The following is a 19,649-nucleotide window of genomic DNA, read 5'->3' as shown; positions in this document are numbered from 1 at the left end:
ACGCGATGACGGAACTCCTGGAGCTTCAGGCCAACCGCCGCGGCACCTATATGACGACCGCCGGGCCGGTGCGGCTGGGTCTGGCGACGCTCGCCGGCTTCGCGCTCGTCTTCGGAGCCTGGAGTGCGCTCGCGCCCCTGTCGGGTGCGGCGATCGCCCAAGGCAATCTCCAGGTCGAGGGGCAGCGCCAATCGGTGCAGCATCCCGATGGCGGCGTGATCAGGCAGTTGCGCGTCAAGGAGGGTGATCGCGTCGCGCGCGGGCAGGTGTTGATGGTCCTGTCGGAGACCGAGCCGAAGGCCAGGCTGGATATCCTGCAAGCCGAGCGCGATGCGCTGCTGGCGGAGGAGGCCCGCCTCGTCGCCGAGCGCGATCGCAAGACGCAGCCGGATTTTGGAGCGCTCGACGCCCGCCGCGACGAAGCGGCCGTCAAGCAGGCGATTGCCAATGAGACGGCGATTCTCGCCGCCCGCGAGCGGCAGACCCGGACCCAGGCTGATATCCTGAGGCAGCGCATCGGCCAGCTCAGCGAGCAGCGCGGCGGTCTCCAGGCCCAGATCGCCGGACTCGAGCGCCAGAAGTCGCTGCTGGAGGAGGAAGCCGGCGGCGCGCGCCAGCTTCTCGCCGCAGGCTATACGCCTAAAACCCGCGTACTCGCGCTGGAGCGTGACGCAGCGAAGCTGGAGGCCGACCGCGGTGCCAGAATCGCCGAAGTCGCGCGCATCCAGGAAGCTGTGGGCGAAGCGGAGCTGGAGATCGCCAAGATCGAGCGCGGCATCATCGCGGAAGTCACCGACCGGCTGCGCGAGGTACAGGCCAAGCTCGTCGCCGGCGAGCCACGCATCGCCGCCGCCAGCGAGGCACTCGGCCGGACCGAAATCAAGGCGCCGGCGAGCGGCATGGTGGTCGGCCTCAACGTCTTTACTGAGGGCGGCGTAATCCAGCCCGGTGCCAAGCTGATGGACGTCGTACCGAACACCAATCCGCTGATGGTCGAAGCCCGCCTGCCGCTGAACGAGATCAGCGACGTCGCGACCGGGCGCCAGGCCGATATCCGGCTCGTCAGCATCAACCGCAACGAACGGCCGACGATCCGCGGCGAGATCGTGGTCGTCTCGGCCGACCGCATCACCGACGAGAGGTCCGGTCAGGCCTTCTATTCCGTCAAGGTGCGGATGAACGATCAGGACGTGCAGAGGGCCAAGGTCGCTCTGCAGTCCGGCATGGTCGCCGAGGTCGTAATCCCCACCAAAGGGCGTTCGCTGTTCGAATATCTGGTCGGCCCGCTGCTGGACGAGATTTCAGGTTCGTTCCGCGAGAAGTGAGGAGGAGGCGATGAGCGGACTGGGAAAAGCCGAGATCAAGTCTACCGGCGCGAAGGGCGCACAGCGCTCGGCTGCCCCACAGGGGATCGAATCGGCGGCGGCGCTCGCGGCCACCACCGGCGTGTTCCTGGCGGGAGCGGTGAGCGGCGCGTTGGCCGAGGTGATGGACGACCGGGCCCGCATGGAGGCCGCTCAGGTTCAGCAGCCGGAGCGGGCAAGCGATCCGCCTCCATCGGCGCAGCAGCCGGAGGCGCAAGATGGCACGCCGGCTGCGGCCGAAAAGCCTGTCGTGGAAGCCACTGCCACCGAAGCGACACACGCCGATCCGACGGCGCCCACCAATGCCGCGAACCCGCCCGTCCAGAGCTTGGATCGTAGCGGCGGAATGTCGGCCGACGCTCCAGCATCGATGCCGGGCGCCGGCGCCACCCATCAGGACGAGCGTGGCACCCAGCCCGCTGCGGACGCCGCGAAGGACGATACGGCACAGAGCGACTCGGCGCCTGCTCGCAGCCTGCTCGAAGCGATCGGCGGCAGCGACGCGCCTGATTTCGGCAAGGCGTTCGAGAAGCTGAGCACGCTGGTTGAGTCTCTGGAGGCGAAGCAGTCGCAGCTGAGCGAGCGGCTCGACCAGACGGTCGGCCAGCTCGGTGAAACAATCGCGGCAAGGGTCGATACCGCGCTGTCGGCGGCGACGTTCAAGCTCGATGCCGCGCTGGAGCGGCTGGATCATTCGCTAGACACGACGCTCGCAAAGGTCACCGACATCCCGCAGAGCCTGCTCGGCGCGGATCACGATGCCGGCAGCAGCGGCGGCCTGCTGGCGACCCTGTTCGGGAACGACGGCGATCCGGTCGCCCCGGCGCCTGAACAGGACCACGCTCCGTCCGTCACCGCCGGAGGGCTGCAGATCGACCTGCCGTACCTCGCCTCCACGGTCGAAGCTGTCAAAATCGGCTTCTCCGGTCAGTCCTATAGTGACGTTGGCGGAGATTTCGATACGTCGGCCGGCGCTCACGGAAGTTTGCTGCACGGTCTTCTCTAGAATTGACCGTGCATTTTTCCGCGCTGATTTATTTAAAAATTGCTTGCCGAATGCATCTAGGACGTCACGAGGCGCGTATTGTCTCCAAAGGAGCTCAGCGTGCCCGAGATTCATTATCTGAAGATGACGATCTATATTACGCAGCTTGGTGGGCCTAGGATCGAGATCAGAACGGCTTTGGAGGCCTTTCAGTTCCTCGACAGGGTCATGGGGCACGAGCCGACCGCTAAGCGGACCCTACTCCTTCTGCAGGAAGCTCAAGCCAGGGGTTCCCTGCGAATTTTGAGAGCGGCAACAAGAGCGTTCGCTGAAGCCTGCGCTGCCCTTCCCCCTCAATACAGCTTGGTCCAAATCGGACGCAGGGCTGTTTGACAGTCTCGATTTATAGCCTGTCGGATGAATGGTCCAACGCCCCTACAATCCGTACCCAATGTCCGCTTCCGGGCAGCCGACGAGCGGCAGATAATGGCGCATTCCGCGACAGTCCGCTGAGCGTGAGGGGTACAATTTTTTAGAGAGGCGCAGTTCTGCCCAGCCCTTCGCCGCAAAGACTCGGCGACGTGAGCGCTAGAAGCGCCTGTGGAGACGTCTGTCGATCATCAGCAGTATGCTGCTGACCACGGCCGCGAAAGCGACGAGGAGCAGGGTGATCGCCATGATCACGTCGACGTTGTGAAGGCCGATCGCGTTCATCAGCATGTAGCCGAGGCCGCGTTGTGAGGCGAACATCTCCCCCAGCACCGTGCCGATCATCGTCAGCGAGAAGCCGATCCGCAGGCCGGTGAAGATCTCTGGCAGCGCCGCCGGAAAGACGATCCTGCTGATCATCTCGAAGCGGCCGAACTTCATCACGCGACCCGTCTTGACGAGAATGGGCCGGACGTTGCGGACGGCGTTGATCGTAAAGAGCGCGATCGGGATGAAACCGTGCAACGCGCCGAAGGCGATCTTGGCCGGCATTCCGAGGCCGAAGGCAAGGAGCAGGATCGGATAGAGCGTGACCTTCGGAATCGAGTAGAGCGCGACAAGCATCGGCTCCAGCACCTCGCCGGCGATCTTGCTCATCCCGAGCAGGAAGCCGATGAGGAGGCCCAATGCGACGGCGATTGCCAACGCCACGCCGAAGGCCTGGGCGGTCTCCAGAAAATGCGGCCAGAAGGTCGGGCGCATGATCAGATCGCCGGCAAACTTGAACGTAGCGAGCGGCGGGCGAAGGGCAAGATCGCCGACGATCCAATAGGCGAGCTGCCACGCTACGAGGAGTGCTGCGACCAGCAGAATTGCGCCACGCAGCCTGGGTGTGTCGCCGGTCATCGCAGGCCTCTCCGCACCAGGATCCGACGCTCCCAGGCGCCCAGTGCCATGTTGACGGTGATGGACACGAGAACGACCAGGAGGATGAGCGGGTACATCGTCGCGTTGTCAAAGTTGTTGTAGGCGAAAGCGATCTCGAACCCCATGCCGTCGGTCGACATGATGAACTCGGAACCGATGATCCCGATCAGCGCATAGGCGACGGCGAACTTGACGCCGGTCAGCACGAAAGGGGCCGCCGAGGGCAGCGTGATCCGCACCGCGGTCTCGAAGCGACGCAGGCCGAAGATCTGCCCCGTCTTCAGGAGAACACGGGAAACCTTGTCCAGGCCGTTGAGCGTGTTCACGATCACGGCGATGACGCCGAGCATGAAGGCGATGAGGATCTTGGGGATGTCCCCAAGCCCGAAGACCAGGATCAGCAAGGGATAGAACGCCAGCACGGGGATCGCGTAATAGGTCGCGAAGAGCGGATCGAGGGCCTCGCGCAATGGCCGCATGGCGTGGATGGCGACGGCCGCCGTGATGCCGACTGATACCGCCAGCGCGAAGGCGATCGCCGCATTGGACAGCGTGCGCATGATCGCGCCGTTGAATTTTCCGCTGACGAGGATGGCGCCCAGATCGCTCGCGATGCGGCTGGGCGGCGGCATGGTGAAGTTGTCGATCACGCCGGTGCGGCACAGCAGTTCGACCAGCGCGATCAGCGCGACGATGACGCCCAGCCGCAGGATGACGACCGGTTTCATCTTGCGCCCGATCCGAGCGACTTCATCGATTCCGCCCGCAGCCATTGCCAGAGCCGGGCGGTGACATGTCCGAACTCGGGTGTCTCGACGATCCGGCTGTCGCGATCGGCGGGCCAGCCGGTTTCGACTGTCTCGAGCAGCCGGCCAGGACGTGCCGACATCACGCCGATGCGGTCGGCCAGCATCGCGGCCTCGTCGAGCGCATGCGTGATCAGGAAGATCGTCGCGCCGGTCTCGCGCCACAGCCTCAGCAGCTCCTCGCCCATCAGGAGCCGCGTCTGCTGGTCCAGGGCACCGAAGGGCTCGTCGAGCAGGATGAGGCGCGGCTGGAGCACGAGAGTCCTGGCGATGCAGACCCGCTGCCGCATCCCGCCGGAAAGCTGGGCGGGGTAGCTCTCGGCGAACCGCGCCAGACCCATCATATCGAGCGCTCGCCTGACGCGGGCCTCGATTTCGGCCGCCGGCGTGCCCATGCGTTTCAACCCGAAGGCGATGTTGTCGTACACGTTGAGCCAGGGGAAGCTCGCATCCTCCTGAAAGACGACGCCCACGCCGTCGGCGATCCGGCCGCTGATGGAGGCGCCCTCGAATTCAACGCTGCCTTCAGTCACCGGCGCAAGGCCGGCGAGCACTTCGAGCAGCGTAGATTTGCCGCATCCTGACGGGCCGACGACGGCGAAGAACTCGCCGCGCCGCAGGTCGAGATCGATGGGTCCGAGTGCGTGGACGTCCTCGGCGCCGGCGCGGCGAAAGACTTTGGTCACGCCGCGCAGGCTGACATGCACCGCTATGTTGTTTTCCATTTTCATCGCGGCTTGCGGATGTCTTCCGGGAGGAACTGCATGTCGACGATCTCTTTCGCATCGACGTCCTTCGACAGCGCACCCAGCGAACGCTGCAGGTCGAGCATCCGTTGTAGCCCCGACATGTTGAACTGGCCGGAGCCCCAGTACTCGATGCCCTCGGTGCGCGACGCGACGAGATTGTGGACCGCCGATCGTGCGACTTCTGGGGTCAGGTTGTAATGCTTGGCGACGATGTCGCCGGCCTCGTCGGGCTTCTCGGCCATGAACGCCACCGCCTTGCGGCGGGCGCGGATGACCGCCTTGATGAAGTCGCCTTTCTCGGCGGCCATGTTGGCGGTGGTGACGCCGACGACGTTCGACAGCGGCGGCAGGATATCGCTGGCGGTCGCGATTGCGCGCAGCTTGTCCTTGTACTGGGCCCAGAGCGGCTCGGGAATCGGCGCGATATCGATCATGCCGGAGCCCAGCGCCGCATATCCTTCGCCGAAGCCGCCGGTGCGCACATATTCGACGTCGGTGGGCTGCAGGCCCGCCTTCTGGGCAACCATCTGAGCCAGCGCCTGACTGGTGGAGCGCGGATTGGTATAGCCGATCTTCTTGCCCTTGATGTCGGCGAGGGACTTGATCGGCGAATCCAGCCGCACAGCCCAGACGAACTCGGCGACGGTCAGGACGTTGTCGGAGATGATGCGCAGATCGGCGCCCTGCTGGATCGCCGCGGCAACGACGCCGGGGTTAACCTCGCCATAGGGCACGCCACCGGCCAGCATGTTGCGTAGCGATGTACCGCCTCCGGCCGAGGTGATGATGCCGGTTACGGTGATGCCCTCGTCCTTGAAGAAGCCCTTATCCATGGCAATGGCGAAGGGCATCCCGTTCGCCGAAACGCCGAAATTGCCGACTGCGATCTGCTGGGCCGATGCACTCGCCGAAAGCCCGACCGCCAATGCGATGGCGGCCAAAGCCGAAAACGATCGGGGTAGACCGTGAAGCTTCATGTCTCATCTCCCTGAGGTGCAGCCGTTGTTGGCGGCCTTTTGTTTTATGGTCGTGGTATTGCCCTCGAAATCAGGGCCGGTGCCGGAACGTCACATTGACGTTCTTGATCTGTGTGCAGGCCAGAAGCTCGTCGATCGACTCCTCCCTTCCCATGCCGGACTGCTTGTAGCCGCCGAACGGAACACCGACGTAGTGAGTGGCGGCGTCGTTGACCCAGACGTAGCCGGACTGCACCTGTGTGGCGAGACGATGCGCCCGATCGAGATCGCGCGTCCAGATTGAAGCCGTCAGTCCGAGGTCGAGCTGGTTGACGCGCCGGATCATGTCGGCCTCGTCGCTCCATTTCAGCAGCGAGACGACCGGGCCGAAGATTTCCTCGCGCGCGATCCGCATGTCGTCCGTCACGTCGGCAAAGACGGTCGGTTCGACGAAGTAACCCTTGGCCAGCGCCGGGTCCGCGACGCGCTTGCCGCCGTAGAGCAGCCGCGCGCCTTCCTGCTTGCCGAGTTCGATGTAGCTCATCGTCTTGTCGAATTGCGGCTTGCTGGAGAGGCAGCCCATTTCGGTGCCGCGATCCATCGGCAGGCCAATCCTGATCTTCGAGACCTCCTCGACGATATGAGGCAGGCAGGCGTCGTAGATATCCTCGTGCAGGAAGATCCGGCTCGTCGAATTGCAGGACTGGCCGGTGACATAGCGAAAGTTCATGCCGCGCACGACGGCGCGCCCGATCACCTCCGGAGCGGTGTCGGAACAGGCGATCAGCGCGTTCTTGCCGCCGAGCTCCAGCGTGAGCTGCTTTAGCGTCGCGCTTGCCGCCTGCATCACCGCGCGCCCACCAGCGACCGAGCCGATGAAGCCGATCTTGGCGACACCAGGATGTGCGGCAAGCGCCGCGCCCGCGTCGCGGCCGCCGGTGACGATGTTGAACACGCCAGGCGGGAACAGGTCCTGCCAGAGCTCGGCGATGCGAAGCGCCGAGAGTGGCGTCTGGTCGGCCGGTTTGATGACGATGGTGTTGCCGGCGGCGAGCGGTGCGCCGCATTTGCCGGCGACGAACAGCAGAGGATGGTTGAAGGCACCGATTCGTGCCACGACGCCCAGCGGCTCGCGCATCGTGTAGTTGAGCACGCCCGGCTTGAGCGGGATCGTCACGCCCTTCATCTCGACGACCAGGCCGGCGAAATATTCCATGTACTCGGCGCTGATGTCGACGTCGTGATACATCGCCTGCCAGGGATTGCCGCCGTCGAGCGCGTCGAGCGTGGCGAGGTCGTCGGCATTTGCGCGCAGGATTGCGGCAGCCTCGCGGATGATGCGGGCACGCTCCTTGGTCGGCGTATCGCGCCACCCCGGAAACGCGGCCCGCGCCGCTTGCACGGCGAGGTCGGCGTCGGCTGCGCCGCCCTCGGCGGCATGGCCGAGCGATTCGCCGGTCGAAGGGTCCCAGACCTCGAACCGGCCGCCTGCGACGGGTTCGTGCCAGGCGCCGCCGTAGAAGAGGCCGCGATTGGCGGGAAGGGTCTTGTTTGTCGAGCTGGGCATGATCGTCGCTGCTTCTCAGGAACCGGGGCTGGACTGGCGAAGCATCGCGTTCGATGTCGCGCGGGCATATTCGGGAGCGACCGAGACGTCGATCACGGCGACCTTGCCGGCGCGGACATCCGCGACCGCCTGACGGATCATCGCGGAAAGCGAGTCCGGCGTCGCCGCCGGGCCATGGCCGACAGCACCTTGTCCTTCCGCCAGTTTCGCCAGGTCCAGCGGAGGATCGTCCATGCGCAGGCCGATCGAGCGGTTCTCAACGGGTCGGCCCCGCATCCGTGCCACTCGTTCCTGATGCAGCTCGTCGTTGAAGAAGGATTTGTTGTTGGCGACGAGGACAAGCAGCGGCACGCGATAATGAACCGCCGTCCAGAGCGCCGTCAGCCCCATCAGGTAGTCGCCGTCGCCGAGCACCGCGACCGGGAGCCGGTCGCTGTTCATGTCGCGCAGTGCCAGCGCAGCACCGACCGCCATGCCAGGTCCGGAGCCGATTCCGCCGCCGCCGTCGAAGCCGATATAGTCGAGCGGGTCCTTGAAGCGGCAGCAGGAGCCGGGCCAGCCGAGAGGAAGCCGGATATAGGAGGGATTTTCCTGTGCGAGCGTGTCGGTGACGGTTCGCGCCATAGCCTCGACCGAGATGCGTCCCTCGATCATGTCCGGGCCTGGATCGGACGGCGCGGCAACGACCGAGACGGGCGTCTTCGACGGTGCCGAGCCGAGTTCGCGCAGCAGGCATTCGACCAGCCGGTCAGGCGATGCGAGCATGTTGACGTCGGCAGGCGGCAGCGCCTGATAATCCATACTCCAGCCGTTATGGCTGTATTGGTCGAGCGAGCATTGGATGATCTTGGCGCCCGGCATCGCGCCTTGGCAGGCCTGCCGCATGGTGCCGGCCGGATCGACCCAGTCTAGGCACAGGATCACGTCCGCGTCGCGGATCAGCCCTCCAGCTTCAGGCGTGACATACAAGGTGGGCGGGAACGGCTGGAGCGGATGGTCGGTGGGAAAGCTCGCCGCAGTCTTGATATCGGTCAGGACGTGGGCGCCGAGCTTTTCGGCAAGCGCGACGCGCTGGTCCCAGCAGGCGCGTGTCGCCGAGACACGGCCGATCATCAGGAGCGGGCGCCTGGCACTGGCGAGCAGGGACGCTGCCTGCCGCAGCGCGTCCTCCGATGGGTCGGCCGGAGCGGGCGCTGCGTAGCGCGCCAGCGGAGGAAGTTCCACCGGCGCGTCGAGCAGTTCCTCCTGCAGCGCGGCGTCGAGGCAGACATAGGTCGGGCCAGCGGGCGCGGTCGTGGCGATCTGGTTGGCACGAACAATGGCTTCCAGCGCAGCCGGCACGGAGCCCGGCTGGTTGTCCCATTTCGTGTAGCCGCGAATGAGTGCGCCGAGATCGGTCGAAGTATGAATCCAGTCGACCCAGGGGCGTCGCGACATCGCGTCGAGCGGGCCCTGCGCGCCGATCAACACCATCGGGATGCGGTCGCACCAGGCGTTGAAGATCGACATGGTCGCGTGCATCAGCCCGACATTGGAGTGCAACGCCACGGGCAGCGGCTTGCCGGTCACCCGCGTCCAGCCGTGAGCCAGCGCCACGGCACACTCTTCATGGATGCAGAGAAGCAATTCCGGGCGGGTATTGCCGAGGAAATTGACCAGGCTGTCGTGCAGGCCGCGAAAGCTCGCGCCGGGCGTCAGCGCGATGTAAGGGTATCCAAGCTCGCGCAGGAGCGACGCGATCGGATCGCTGCCGAACTGCTTGCTGTTCTCGGGGGTCGGCTGGACCGGCTTCATCTGGTTCACGCGTTGTCCTTGGAGGTTGGGTGTTTCGCGGCGGCTTCGATCCCGCGCCAGCGCAGCAGATCGACCGCTTCATCGAGTATTTTCCTTGCCTCTTCCGGCGCTGGCATCGGCTCGAAAGCGCCTTGACCGAGGCTTGTCGATCGGAGCGCGGACAGCGCATCCGCCATCGTCCGCGTAACCCGGAAGATCAGGCTCGCCGGATAGGAGATCATGCGGAAACCCATGGCCGCAAGGTCGGCGGGGGTGAACCAGGGCGTGCCGCCGCTTTCGAACATGGCGGCCGACAGCATCGCGCCCTTCAGCGTGCGGCCGACGCGTTCGAAATCTTCGGGTTTGTTCAGGCCGGCGATGAAGATGCCGTCGCAGCCGAGTGCGAGAAAGCGGTCTGCCCGCGACAGGGCCTCGTCCAGGCCGAGCGCTCCGTAGGCGTCGGTCCGGCCGATGACAAAAGTTTCCGGATTCGAGCGCACCGCCAGCGCGGTCGTCAGCTTTGCCTCGACCACCTCGCGACCGACGACGGCACCACCATGGTCGGCGCGCTGCTGCTTGCGGTCCCGGTCCTGGTCCTCGATCAGGAAGCCGCCGACGCCGATCTCCTCATAGGCCTTGACCAGTCTCGCGACCGATTTGACGTCGCCATAGCCGTCATCGGCATCCGCCAAGAACGGCAGGTCGCTGGCCGCGGCGAGATCGCGAAGCCCCTCGACCATGTCGCGCAGGCCGATCAGCCCGATATCGGGAAGGGCGTGTCGCGCTGCCAGCAGCGCCGAACCACCGACGGTGAAGGCACGAAAGCCCGCCTGCTGAATCAACCGCGCCGACAATGCGTCATGCGCCAGGGGAAGGACCAGCGGCGTTTCCGCCTCGAGCGCCCGTCGAAAGGCTATCCGCGTCATGACCTGGCTCCGATCGAGTGGATCCACGGCCGTGCGATGCGGTCTGCGGCCGTGAAGCGGGCGATGTCGCCATCAAGACGCAAGGTCGTCTCGATCTCGTCGTCGCCGCGCAGCAGCGCCTCGCGTCTGAAGGGCGGGATACAGAAGTCCATGACGTGTCCGGCTGGCCCGCTGATCGTAGCGGCGGGCAGATCGACGGCAAAACTTGCCCCGTCGGGTACACAAGCCAGTTCGAGCGCCACCGCAAGATCGTCCTGCGAGACGATGGCCGGCAGCAATCCGTTTCGGAACGCGTTCTCGTAGAAGATGTCGGCGAAGCTGGGCGCCGCGACGCAACGGATGCCGAAGCGCACCAGCGCCCAGACCGCGGCCTCGCGCGAACTGCCGCAGCCGAAATTCGGCCCTGCGAAGATCAGGGCAGACGTTCTGAATGGCGGGCGGTTCAGCACGAAGTCAGGGTTCTCGGCCCCCGCCTCGTCATAGCGCCAGCGCGCGAAGAGGCCTTCGGCGAGATCGGCGCTCGTCGAGCGCAGATACGAAGCGGGAATAATCGCGTCCGTATTGACGTTCTCGACGACGAGGGGGGCGGCAACGCCCGAGAAGTTCAGGAAGGGCGTGCCCATCAGCCCATCCTCCGGACATCGGTGATGGCGCCGGCGACGGCGGCGGCGGCGGCCATGGCAGGGCTTGCGAGATGCGTGCGGGCTCTCGCGCCCTGACGGTTCTCGAAATTCCGGTTGGACGTCGCGATCGATCGCGCGCCGGGCGGTACGATATCCTCGTTGATGCTGACGCACATCGAGCAGCCGGCGCTGCGCCACTCGAACCCGGCCTCAGAGAAGATCCTGTCTAGACCCTTCGCCTCGGCCTCGCGCTTCACCGAGGTCGAGCCGGGCACGACCAGCGCACGGACATGCTGCGCGACGCGTCTTCCGCGTACGACCGCGGCGGCGGCCTCAAGGTCCGACAGCCTGCCGTTGGTACAGGAGCCGATGAAGGCGACGTCGATCGGCAATCCCTCTATGGGGCGACCAGGTTCTATCGCCATATAGGCCAGCGCGTCTTCGACGCGGCGACGCCGATCGGGATCAGCGATGCCGAGCGGGTCTGGAACGCATTCGTCGATGCCGACCACGTCCTCCTGCGTCGTGCCCCAGGTGACCTGCGGGGGTGCGCTCGCGGCATCGACGCTGAGTTCGCGATCGAACACGGCGCCGTCGTCGCTGTAGAGCGTCCGCCAGATCGCCAGCGCGGCGTCCCACTCCGTGCCCTTCGGCGCGAAGGCCCTGCCGGCGACATAGGCGAACGCCTTGTCGTCCGGAGCGATGAGGCCAAGCCGTCCGCCGAATTCAATCGACATATTGCAAACGGTCAGCCGCGCCTCCACCGGGAGCGCGCGGATCGCCGGGCCGGCATACTCGATGGCATGCCCCGCGCCGACGGCGATCCCGAAGCGGCCGAGCGCATGAAGCACGAGATCCTTGGCGGTCACGCCCGTGCCCGGCTTGCCCTCAAAGGTCATGCGCAGCGTTTTCGGGCGCGGCAGCGCAAGCGTCTGGGTGGCGAGGACGTGCTCGACCTCGCTCGTGCCAACGCCAATGCCGAGCGCTCCGAGCCCTCCGGCAGTCGAAGTATGGCTGTCGCCACAGGCGACGACGGTGCCGGGCAGGACGAGGCCGAGTTCCGGGCCGATGACATGCACGATGCCCTGGCGCGGATCTTCCACTCCGAAATGCGCGATCCGGTTGGTCGTCGCATTGATCCGCATCAGGCGCATCAATTCGGCGCCGCCGGGGTTCGTGCCCTCGTCACGGCCTGGCCTGGTTGAAACAATGTGATCCTGCGTGGCGACCGTGAGCTCCGGATGCCGGACATTACGCCCTGCGGCGGCCAAGCCTTCGAAGGCGGCCGCGCTCGTCGTCTCCTGAAGGATATGCCTATCGACGAAGATCAGATCGCGCGTCTCATCGAGAGCGCGGATGCGATGCGCCTGCCAAATCTTCGCAAAAAGCGTGCGTGGTGAGGCCATTTTCACCCGAGCCGTTTCCCGCCGCTCTCGCCAGGCCCCGCGCTTCATGCGCTTGTGTGGTTCGGGGCCCGTGTCCAGGCGGCATCGAAGCTTCGCCTTGCCAAGCGGCGGGCACAAACGATTAAATTGCGTATAGCTTGAGGAAAACTCAATCATGGGTCACGCCAGGCGCCTGCCGCCACTCAACGCCATCCGGGCTTTCGACGCAGCGGCTCGCTGTCTGAGCTTCACGGCCGCGAGCGAGGAGCTCAACGTCACGCCCGGGGCGATCAGCCGGCATATCGTCACGCTCGAGGAGGTTCTCGGCGTCAAGCTGTTCGACCGGCTGCATCGCAAGGTCGAGCTAACGAGTTCCGGCGAGTTCTTCCTGCGCGAAATCGGGCCCGCTTTGGAGCGCATCGCCTATGCGGCGCAGACGGTCTCGGCCGGCGCCAATGACAAGGTGCTGCGTATCAAGCTGCCGCCGACCTGCGCGATCAGGTGGTTCGTTCCACGGCTCGGCAGCTTCCATGCCCGAAATGCGACCTATTCCGTTCAGGTCACCACCTCACACGAACCGGTTGACTTCGAGCGTGATCAGATCGACGCGGCGATTTATTGGGGCGAGTCGATCCGGCACGGTCTTGAAGGCCAGCGCCTGTTCGGAGAACGGCTTGTCCCGGTTTGCAGCCCCAAACTATTAGCCGAGGCAAGTGACGGCCGAGTATTCATTCCAGCGGCGCGTCTTGTGGAGCAGCCCTTGCTGCATTCGTTCCGCCGGCCTGACGACTGGGGCCGTTGGTTCGCTGCAGCGGGCCTATCCGGCGTCAAGCTCGAGCGCCTGCTGATCTTCGAGAACTCTGGCCTGACTTATCAGGGAGCGATCGACGGCCTGGGCTTCGCCATCGCGCAGTTGGCCTTTATTGCCGAGGATCTCCGGTCCGGTCGCCTTGTCGTTGCCAATGATCTCGTGATCGAAACCGACAGTGCGTATTTTCTGACCTACCCGCGCGAGCGGGCGCAGTTTCCGCGCATTCGGGTGTTGCACTCTTGGTTGGCTGACGAAGCGCGGAAGGGTTGGGAGTAGATGGATCGCCGACGGGGAGCTACGTGCAGGCCAGTACGTCCTCATGCAAGCATTTTTTGGCCAGTGACGGCTCATCAAGTATAGCCGGTTCGCCTTGAACTCTCCAGTGAACTTGCGATCACCGAAGAGGAGAAGTAATCGGGCTTCGTACGCACCTACTGAAGGTCCGCTTCTGGGAGGAGCTTCAATGTCCGGTCGTGGCGCATGTAGAACGGCCCTCGCTTACCCTCTCGAAGCGGCCCGCTCGATTGCTCCCTTCATAATCTTTGCGAAGGCAACGAGGTTAGGTGGGGTCAACATGTCTTTATGTGCGGAGATGACTATCGCATAGCCAGCCGTTCCGTCGCGTCCCGGTGCTGCGACCGCGACACCGCCGATATCAGGAAACATCTGGCCGATTTCGTAGGAGAACCCGTCCGCCATCGTCCTTTCGACAGAAGCGGCGATCTCCTTTCGGCTCCAGTTCGAATAAAGGGCATAGCGGTCGGCGTTGTTGTCCAGGATCGCCTCGCGTGTTCGTTCGTCGAGTGTGGCAAGCATGCTGACACTGCCCGAGCCGACGCCGAGCGGCAGGCGCCCTCCTGCGCCCCCTGTCAAAGTCTGCATCGGCGAGGAGCCAGTGAGCATTTCGATGCAAACAGCATCGAGACCGGCGCGCGCCATCAGATAAGTACACTGGCCCGAGCGCGAGGCGATCTCGATGGCGGCAGCCCGGATGTCAGCGAGGTCGGTGTCGAGACGCTTCTGATGCTGTGCCAAGGCGAAGATCGAGGGCCCCAATCGATAGCCGCGGCCTTGCGATGGCATTTCCACGAAACCGGACCGCGCTAGTGCGACCAGAGCGCGATGGACGGCGGAGCGGTTCTCGCCCGATCGCTCGGTCAGTTCCCGCAATTGGAGGCCATCGCTTCCGGCCGGTCCGAGCAGCAGCAGAAGCTGGGCGGCTCGCTCGACATTGGATGAACTCTCGGCTCCCAGCCCGGCCGCTCGTGGTGTCTTCATTCCGAAAATTTCCTTCCTGAGCCATCAATGTCCGATAATCGGTATTTGTAAAGATATTTATGCCCGATATTCGGTTTTCATATTGGCGACCCGTTATCTCCGTGTCATGTTCGCTTCAACAGGAGCGCGACGGAGAACCGTCGTCGAAGCGGCAGGCCGGCGTCGCTGGATGGCAGCGGAGGAGGGGCGGTCGCTGCGCCTACGGGGGGTGCGCCCAGTCAGCGGCTGACGGATTTAGGGCCCATGCACGGCAACGGCGCGGGGCGTTCGGGACAACCAAAATAAGGGGATGAGCAATGGCCGACGACATCACGGGAATGACGAGCCTTTCCCGACGACATCTGCTGCAGCTCGGCGCCGGAGCGCTGGGAGCGGCTTCGGGGCTGGCCCCGTTGGCGGCAAGCGCGCAGGCGCCGGCGCTGAAGACCGTCAAGCCGGGCGTCCTGACGGCAGCCTGCACCGGCGACATGCCGCTGACTTCGATCCGTGACGGCAAGCCCTTCGGCACCGATCTGGACATGCTCGGCCGCATCGCCGAGAAGCTCGGGCTCAAGCTTGAGGTTCAGATCATCGCCTTCCCGGCGGTCGTGGAGGCAGTCCAGTCCGGCCGGGCCGACTGGTTCGGTGGCAACTTCGCCTGGACCCCGGCGCGTAGCCAGATCATGCTGCTGACGGACGCCGTCTTCTACACCTCGAAATTCGCGATCATGCGGCAGTCCGAGCCCTTCAAGGACTCGATCGGCATCTCCGATTTCAAGGGCCGCACCATCGGTTCGGGCGTCGGTTACGCCTTCGTTCCGGAGATGAAGAAGGTGCCCGGCACGAAGGAGGTCAAGCTCTACGACGGCATCGATTCCTGCATGCGCGACATCCTGGCCGGGCGGCTGGACTTCGCGGTGCTCGATGCGCCGGTGATCGACTACATGATCCAGCAGAATGCCCTGGCGCTGAAGCAGGTGCCGATCGTCTATGACGATACCCTGCCGCTTCTGACGCGCAAGAACAACGCGATCTGGGCCACCTATGGCCAGAACCCCGACCTGTACGACGCAATCAATGCCGGTATCGCCTGGCTCTGGAAGACCGGGCAGATCAAGGAGATCCTGGGCAAGTACGGCATTACCAGCCCGGCCTATCTCGAGGCGACGACGCCGAGTCCGCGTCTGGGTGTCGACCGTGATGCTTCGGGAGCCACGATCGGTCCGTTCGCGCACAAGGCGCGTGACTTCAGCGCCATCTTCAGCTGATCATGGATCTGGCGATGTCGGCGCAGGCGAAGACCGAGCGGGTCCGGATCGAGGCCCTGGAGAAGAGCTTCGGTTCGTTGCGGGTCCTCAATGGCATCGATCTGACGGTGCAGGCAGGGCAGAAGCTCTGCCTGGTCGGCCCCAGCGGCTCCGGCAAGACGACGCTGCTGCGCTGCATCAACCATATCGAGGAACCGACCGGCGGCCGGATCCTGATCGACGGCGCGCCGATCGGACTGGTCGACGGCCCGAACGGGCCGGTCCCAATGCCGGCACGTCGGTTGGCGCAGATGCGCTCGCAGATCGGCATGGTCTTCCAGCGCTTCAACCTGTTCCCGCATCTGACGGCGCTCGAGAACGTCATGATCGGCCCGGTAAAGGTGCTGCGACGCCCATCGGATGAGGTCCGAGACGATGCCCTGAGACTGCTCGAACGGGTCGGCATGCAGGACAAGCGCGACCAGTATCCGGAACGTCTGTCGGGAGGCCAGCAGCAGCGCGTCGCGATCGCCCGTGCGCTCGCGATGAAGCCGAAGCTCATGCTCTTCGACGAGGCGACATCCGCGCTCGACCCCGAGCTGGTCGGCGAGGTCCTCAATGTCATGCGCCGGCTCGCCGAGGACGGCATGACCATGGTGATCGTGACCCACGAAATGCGGTTCGCGGAGAGCGTCGCCGACGAGGTCGTCTTCATGGCGGACGGCTCTATCGTCGAGCAGGGTCCGGCGCGGCAGATCTTCCGCGAGCCGCGAAACGCCCGCACGCGCGACTTCCTGCGCGCCGTGCTTGAGCACTGAGCGATGACCGGAGCGGGCTTCCTCTCGGCCGTGGCGGACTGGCCGCGCTTCCTGGGTGTCCTGTCGGAAGGCGCGATCGCGACCGTCGGTCTGACGATCGCTTCCAGCCTTGCGGCCTTCATCTTCGGTGGGCTCATCGCCCTGATGCGGGAGGCTCGCTTTCCGCCGCTCCGCTGGTTCGCTCTGGCCTTCCTGGAGGTGTTCCGCAACGTCCCGGTGCTGACGCAGCTCTTTATCCTGTATTTCGGGCTGTCGCGGCTCGGTATCCAGCTCCCGGCGACGGTCGCCGTGACACTAGGCTTCGGACTGAACGGGGCGGCCGTCTGTTCCGAAATCTTCCGTGGTAGCATCGCGGCCGTCGATCGGGGCCAGCGCGAGGCGGCGCAGGCCATCGGCATGAGCAACGGCCTGATCATGCTCTCGATCATCGCGCCGCAGGCGATTCGCATCGCCCTGCCGGCGCTGGGCAATTTCTGCATCGGCCTGTTGAAGCACACCTCGCTCGCCTCAGCCGCGGCGGCGCCCGAGCTCGCGTATCGGGCGAAGCTGCTGGTCAGCGAGACCTTCCGCAGCACTGAGATCTACTTCCTCGCGGCGCTGATCTATTTCCTGCTGAGCCTGGCGCTGGCGCGACTGGTTCAGCGCACCGAGAAGCATTTCGATCCGCTGGCGAGGGCGGCATGATCGCGCTCTGGCTCGCCATCTATCCAGAGCTGCTGTCTGCGGCCTGGGCGACCATCCAGCTCGCCGCCTTCGCGCTGGCGATCGGCCTGGTCTTGGGGCTCGTCATCGCGCTGGCGCGGCGCAGCCACAGCGCCATGCTGCGCCGTGCCGCGGGCATCTATGTCCAGATCTTCCGGGGCACTCCGGCACTGATCCAGCTCTTCCTGATCTATTTCGGGCTGGCCGAGTTCGGTGTGAAGTTGAGTTCGTTCCAGGCCGCGGTGCTGGGGCTTGGCCTGAACACGGCCGCTTACATGGCCGAGATCTACCGGTCCGGCATCGAGGCGATCGCGCGGGGCCAGACGGAGGCGGCGTTGGCGATCGGGATGCGTCCGATGCAGGCGATGCGCTGGATCGTCCTGCCGCAGGCCGTGCGCGTGGTGCTGCCGCCGATCGGCAACGTCATGATCAACCTGTTGAAGGATACCTCCGTTGCGTCGCTCATCGCCGCTCCGGACCTGATGCTGCGCGCCCAGGATCTCAGCGCCGAGTATTTCAGGCCGCTGGAGATCTACGTCATGGTCGGCATCGTCTACTTCCTGATGTGCTTTCCGCTCTCGCTTCTGCTGCGCCATGCCGAGCGCCGCGGCGCCCGAAGTCGTTGAAGCCGATCGCTGCTCCACTTCGCAGACCGCTCATCCCGAGGACACGCCCTATCATGCCGAACGAGACCGCACGCGCTGGCGACCCCGAGATCATCACGGCGGACGTCGTCGTCATCGGCTCCGGCTCGGCCGGGATCGCAGCCGCCCTGACCGCCGCCAAGGGGGGGGCGAGCGTGATCGTACTGGAGAAGTCGCATCTGCTCGGGGGGACCAGCGCGATGTCGGGCGCCGGCACCTGGGTGCCGGGTAACCATCTGATGCTGGCGGAGGGCATCAGCGACAGCCCCGAGGAAACACTGACCTATCTGCGTGCCTGTGCTCCGGAGGGCTGGCAGGCGACCGAGGACAAGCTCTGGCAGGCCTTCTCCGAGAATTCCGGCAAGATGCTGACCTTCATCGAGGCGAACACGCCGCTGCAATTCGCGATCACGCACGAAGCCGACCCCTTCGCCGAATATCCGGGGGGCAAGCGCGGCGGCCGGACCATCTCGCCGAAACTGCTAAGCCGCAACCTCCTGGGCCGTTACAAGCGCAAGCTGCGCGGTTCGACACTGCCGCACATCTTCACCTATCAGGAGCTCGCGCACGACATCCAGCGCCGCTTCTTCAAGACGGTGTTCAGGATGGCGCCGGTGCTGTTCTGGCGCTGGCTGACCAACCAGCGCGGCCAAGGCTCGGCGTTGATGACCGGGTTGATCCGGGGCGCCCTCGATGCCGGCTGCCGACTTGAGCTTAAGGCGAGCGCGCGCCGCCTCCTGAAGGATACCGAGGGCTTGCGGATCACCGGCGTCGAGGTCGAGCAGGGTGGCAAGGTCCGGCATTATATGGCCAGCCGTGCCGTGCTGCTGGCGACGGGCGGCTTCGAATGGGACGAGGAGATGCGCAAGCAGCATTTTCCCGGCCCTGTCGACTATATCGGCAGCCCACGCACGAACACCGGCGACGGGCAGCGCATGGCCGCTGCCGTCGGCGCGCAGCTTGCCCATATGAACCAGGCCAACATGACGTCGCTGGTTCCGACCCTTTACGAGGGGCGCCTGCACGGCATTCCGCTGCAGTTCCACACCGTGCCGAACGCGATCCTGGTCAACCGCGAGGGCAAGCGCTTCGTCAGCGAATTCCGCTTCAATCTCGGCGAGATCATCGACGCGCGCGACGCTGACGGCCAGCCGGTCAACCTCCCGGTCTGGCTGATCAGCGATGGCCGCTTCTTCGGCAAATCCGGGCTGCTTCGCTGGTTCGCAATGCTCGATCGCAAATGGGTCACGCGGGCATCCAGCATCCGCGAGCTCGCGCACAAGCTGAAGCTACCACAGGCCGCCTTCGAGGATACGGTCAACCGCTACAACGGCTTCGCCGCCTCTGGCCGCGACGACGATTTCAAGCGCGGCCAGACACCGCTGGAGGCCGAGCGCGCCGCGGTCAGCGGCCTGATGGAGCCGATCGTCAAGGCCCCGTTCATCGCGATCCCGTTCAATCGCTCCTTCCTCGGCACCAAGGGTGGAGCCCGAACGAACGAGGCGGGCCAGGTGCTCCGGGCGGACGGCAGCATCATCGCGGGCCTCTATTGCGCGGGCATCGCGATGGCGAGCCCGTTCGGCACCCGCGCAGTAGGATCGGGCACGACGATCGGCCCCAACATGACCTGGGGCTATATCTGCGCGAACCATATCCTGCGCCAGAACGCGTGACGCGGCG

The 19,649-nt window shown here is 65.1% G+C and carries 18 protein-coding genes; 8 read left to right on the top strand and 10 right to left on the bottom strand.

Annotation, left to right across the window (positions count from 1 at the left end):
- Positions 1-5 precede the first annotated feature (5 nt).
- Positions 6-1,325 carry an HlyD family type I secretion periplasmic adaptor subunit gene (locus Q9235_RS05390; RefSeq protein ID WP_306225801.1) on the top strand — a complete coding sequence of 440 codons (1,320 nt, stop codon included), beginning with the start codon at positions 6-8 and terminating at the stop codon, positions 1,323-1,325.
- A gap of 10 nt (positions 1,326-1,335) precedes the next feature.
- Positions 1,336-2,370: a hypothetical protein gene (locus Q9235_RS05385; RefSeq protein ID WP_306225800.1), complete on the top strand. Its 1,035-nt coding sequence runs from the start codon at positions 1,336-1,338 to the stop codon at positions 2,368-2,370.
- Positions 2,371-2,937: 567 nt separating this feature from the next.
- On the opposite strand, the gene Q9235_RS05380 is transcribed toward Q9235_RS05385, so the two are convergent.
- From Q9235_RS05380 to leuC, 9 genes are all read right to left on the bottom strand, one after another.
- Positions 2,938-3,684 (bottom strand): ABC transporter permease, encoded by a 747-nt coding sequence (locus Q9235_RS05380; protein ID WP_306225799.1) that lies wholly within the window; start codon positions 3,682-3,684, stop codon positions 2,938-2,940.
- Positions 3,681-4,433, bottom strand: coding sequence for an ABC transporter permease (locus tag Q9235_RS05375; RefSeq protein ID WP_306225798.1), 753 nt, complete (start codon positions 4,431-4,433; stop codon positions 3,681-3,683). Before Q9235_RS05375 ends, Q9235_RS05380 begins: the two co-directional genes overlap by 4 nt.
- Positions 4,430-5,242, bottom strand: a complete 813-nt coding sequence (locus tag Q9235_RS05370) for an ABC transporter ATP-binding protein (RefSeq protein ID WP_306225797.1) — start codon at positions 5,240-5,242, stop codon at positions 4,430-4,432. Before Q9235_RS05370 ends, Q9235_RS05375 begins: the two co-directional genes overlap by 4 nt.
- Complete coding sequence (locus Q9235_RS05365) at positions 5,239-6,237, bottom strand: ABC transporter substrate-binding protein (RefSeq protein ID WP_306225796.1); 999 nt, start codon at positions 6,235-6,237, stop codon at positions 5,239-5,241. Before Q9235_RS05365 ends, Q9235_RS05370 begins: the two co-directional genes overlap by 4 nt.
- Before the next feature lie 70 nt (positions 6,238-6,307).
- Positions 6,308-7,783: an aldehyde dehydrogenase family protein gene (locus Q9235_RS05360; protein WP_306225795.1), complete on the bottom strand. Its 1,476-nt coding sequence runs from the start codon at positions 7,781-7,783 to the stop codon at positions 6,308-6,310.
- Between the two features lie 15 nt (positions 7,784-7,798).
- On the bottom strand, positions 7,799-9,577 hold the full coding sequence (locus tag Q9235_RS05355) for a thiamine pyrophosphate-binding protein (RefSeq protein ID WP_306228121.1): 1,779 nt from the start codon (positions 9,575-9,577) through the stop codon (positions 7,799-7,801).
- A 5-nt stretch (positions 9,578-9,582) separates the two neighbouring features.
- Positions 9,583-10,482 carry an isocitrate lyase/PEP mutase family protein gene (locus Q9235_RS05350; RefSeq protein WP_306225794.1) on the bottom strand — a complete coding sequence of 300 codons (900 nt, stop codon included), beginning with the start codon at positions 10,480-10,482 and terminating at the stop codon, positions 9,583-9,585.
- A complete protein-coding gene (leuD, locus tag Q9235_RS05345) occupies positions 10,479-11,105 on the bottom strand; it encodes a 3-isopropylmalate dehydratase small subunit (RefSeq protein WP_306225793.1) in 627 nt (208 codons plus the stop codon). The genes Q9235_RS05350 and leuD overlap by 4 nt, the downstream gene beginning before the upstream one ends.
- A complete protein-coding gene (leuC, locus tag Q9235_RS05340; protein ID WP_422678271.1) occupies positions 11,105-12,517 on the bottom strand; it encodes a 3-isopropylmalate dehydratase large subunit in 1,413 nt (470 codons plus the stop codon). The genes leuD and leuC overlap by 1 nt, the downstream gene beginning before the upstream one ends.
- Positions 12,518-12,665: 148 nt before the next feature.
- On the opposite strand from leuC, the gene Q9235_RS05335 reads away from it, so the two are divergent.
- A complete protein-coding gene (locus tag Q9235_RS05335; protein ID WP_306225791.1) occupies positions 12,666-13,577 on the top strand; it encodes a LysR substrate-binding domain-containing protein in 912 nt (303 codons plus the stop codon).
- Between the two features lie 222 nt (positions 13,578-13,799).
- Here the strand turns inward: Q9235_RS05335 and Q9235_RS05330 are convergent, their stop codons facing one another.
- Positions 13,800-14,579: an IclR family transcriptional regulator gene (locus Q9235_RS05330; protein WP_306225790.1), complete on the bottom strand. Its 780-nt coding sequence runs from the start codon at positions 14,577-14,579 to the stop codon at positions 13,800-13,802.
- 296 nt (positions 14,580-14,875) lie between these two features.
- Here Q9235_RS05330 and Q9235_RS05325 point away from each other — a divergent pair, with 296 nt between their 5' ends.
- The 5 genes from Q9235_RS05325 to Q9235_RS05305 are packed head-to-tail and all read left to right on the top strand — an operon-like array spanning position 14,876 to position 19,642.
- On the top strand, positions 14,876-15,826 hold the full coding sequence (locus Q9235_RS05325) for an ABC transporter substrate-binding protein (RefSeq protein ID WP_306225789.1): 951 nt from the start codon (positions 14,876-14,878) through the stop codon (positions 15,824-15,826).
- A 14-nt stretch (positions 15,827-15,840) separates the two neighbouring features.
- Complete coding sequence (locus tag Q9235_RS05320) at positions 15,841-16,623, top strand: amino acid ABC transporter ATP-binding protein (protein ID WP_306225788.1); 783 nt, start codon at positions 15,841-15,843, stop codon at positions 16,621-16,623.
- Positions 16,624-16,626: 3 nt separating this feature from the next.
- Positions 16,627-17,307 (top strand): amino acid ABC transporter permease, encoded by a 681-nt coding sequence (locus Q9235_RS05315; protein WP_306225786.1) that lies wholly within the window; start codon positions 16,627-16,629, stop codon positions 17,305-17,307.
- Positions 17,304-17,951 (top strand): amino acid ABC transporter permease, encoded by a 648-nt coding sequence (locus Q9235_RS05310; RefSeq protein ID WP_306225784.1) that lies wholly within the window; start codon positions 17,304-17,306, stop codon positions 17,949-17,951. The genes Q9235_RS05315 and Q9235_RS05310 overlap by 4 nt, the downstream gene beginning before the upstream one ends.
- A 53-nt stretch (positions 17,952-18,004) precedes the next feature.
- Positions 18,005-19,642, top strand: a complete 1,638-nt coding sequence (locus Q9235_RS05305; protein ID WP_306225782.1) for an FAD-dependent oxidoreductase — start codon at positions 18,005-18,007, stop codon at positions 19,640-19,642.
- The last annotated feature ends 7 nt before the right edge of the window (positions 19,643-19,649 follow it).

Origin of the sequence: Bosea beijingensis (genome assembly GCF_030758975.1) — a bacterium.
Lineage (GTDB): Bacteria > Pseudomonadota > Alphaproteobacteria > Rhizobiales > Beijerinckiaceae > Allobosea > Allobosea beijingensis.
The sequence above is the reverse complement of the archived record's forward strand: the minus strand, read 5'-3'. Positions and strand labels throughout refer to the sequence as shown.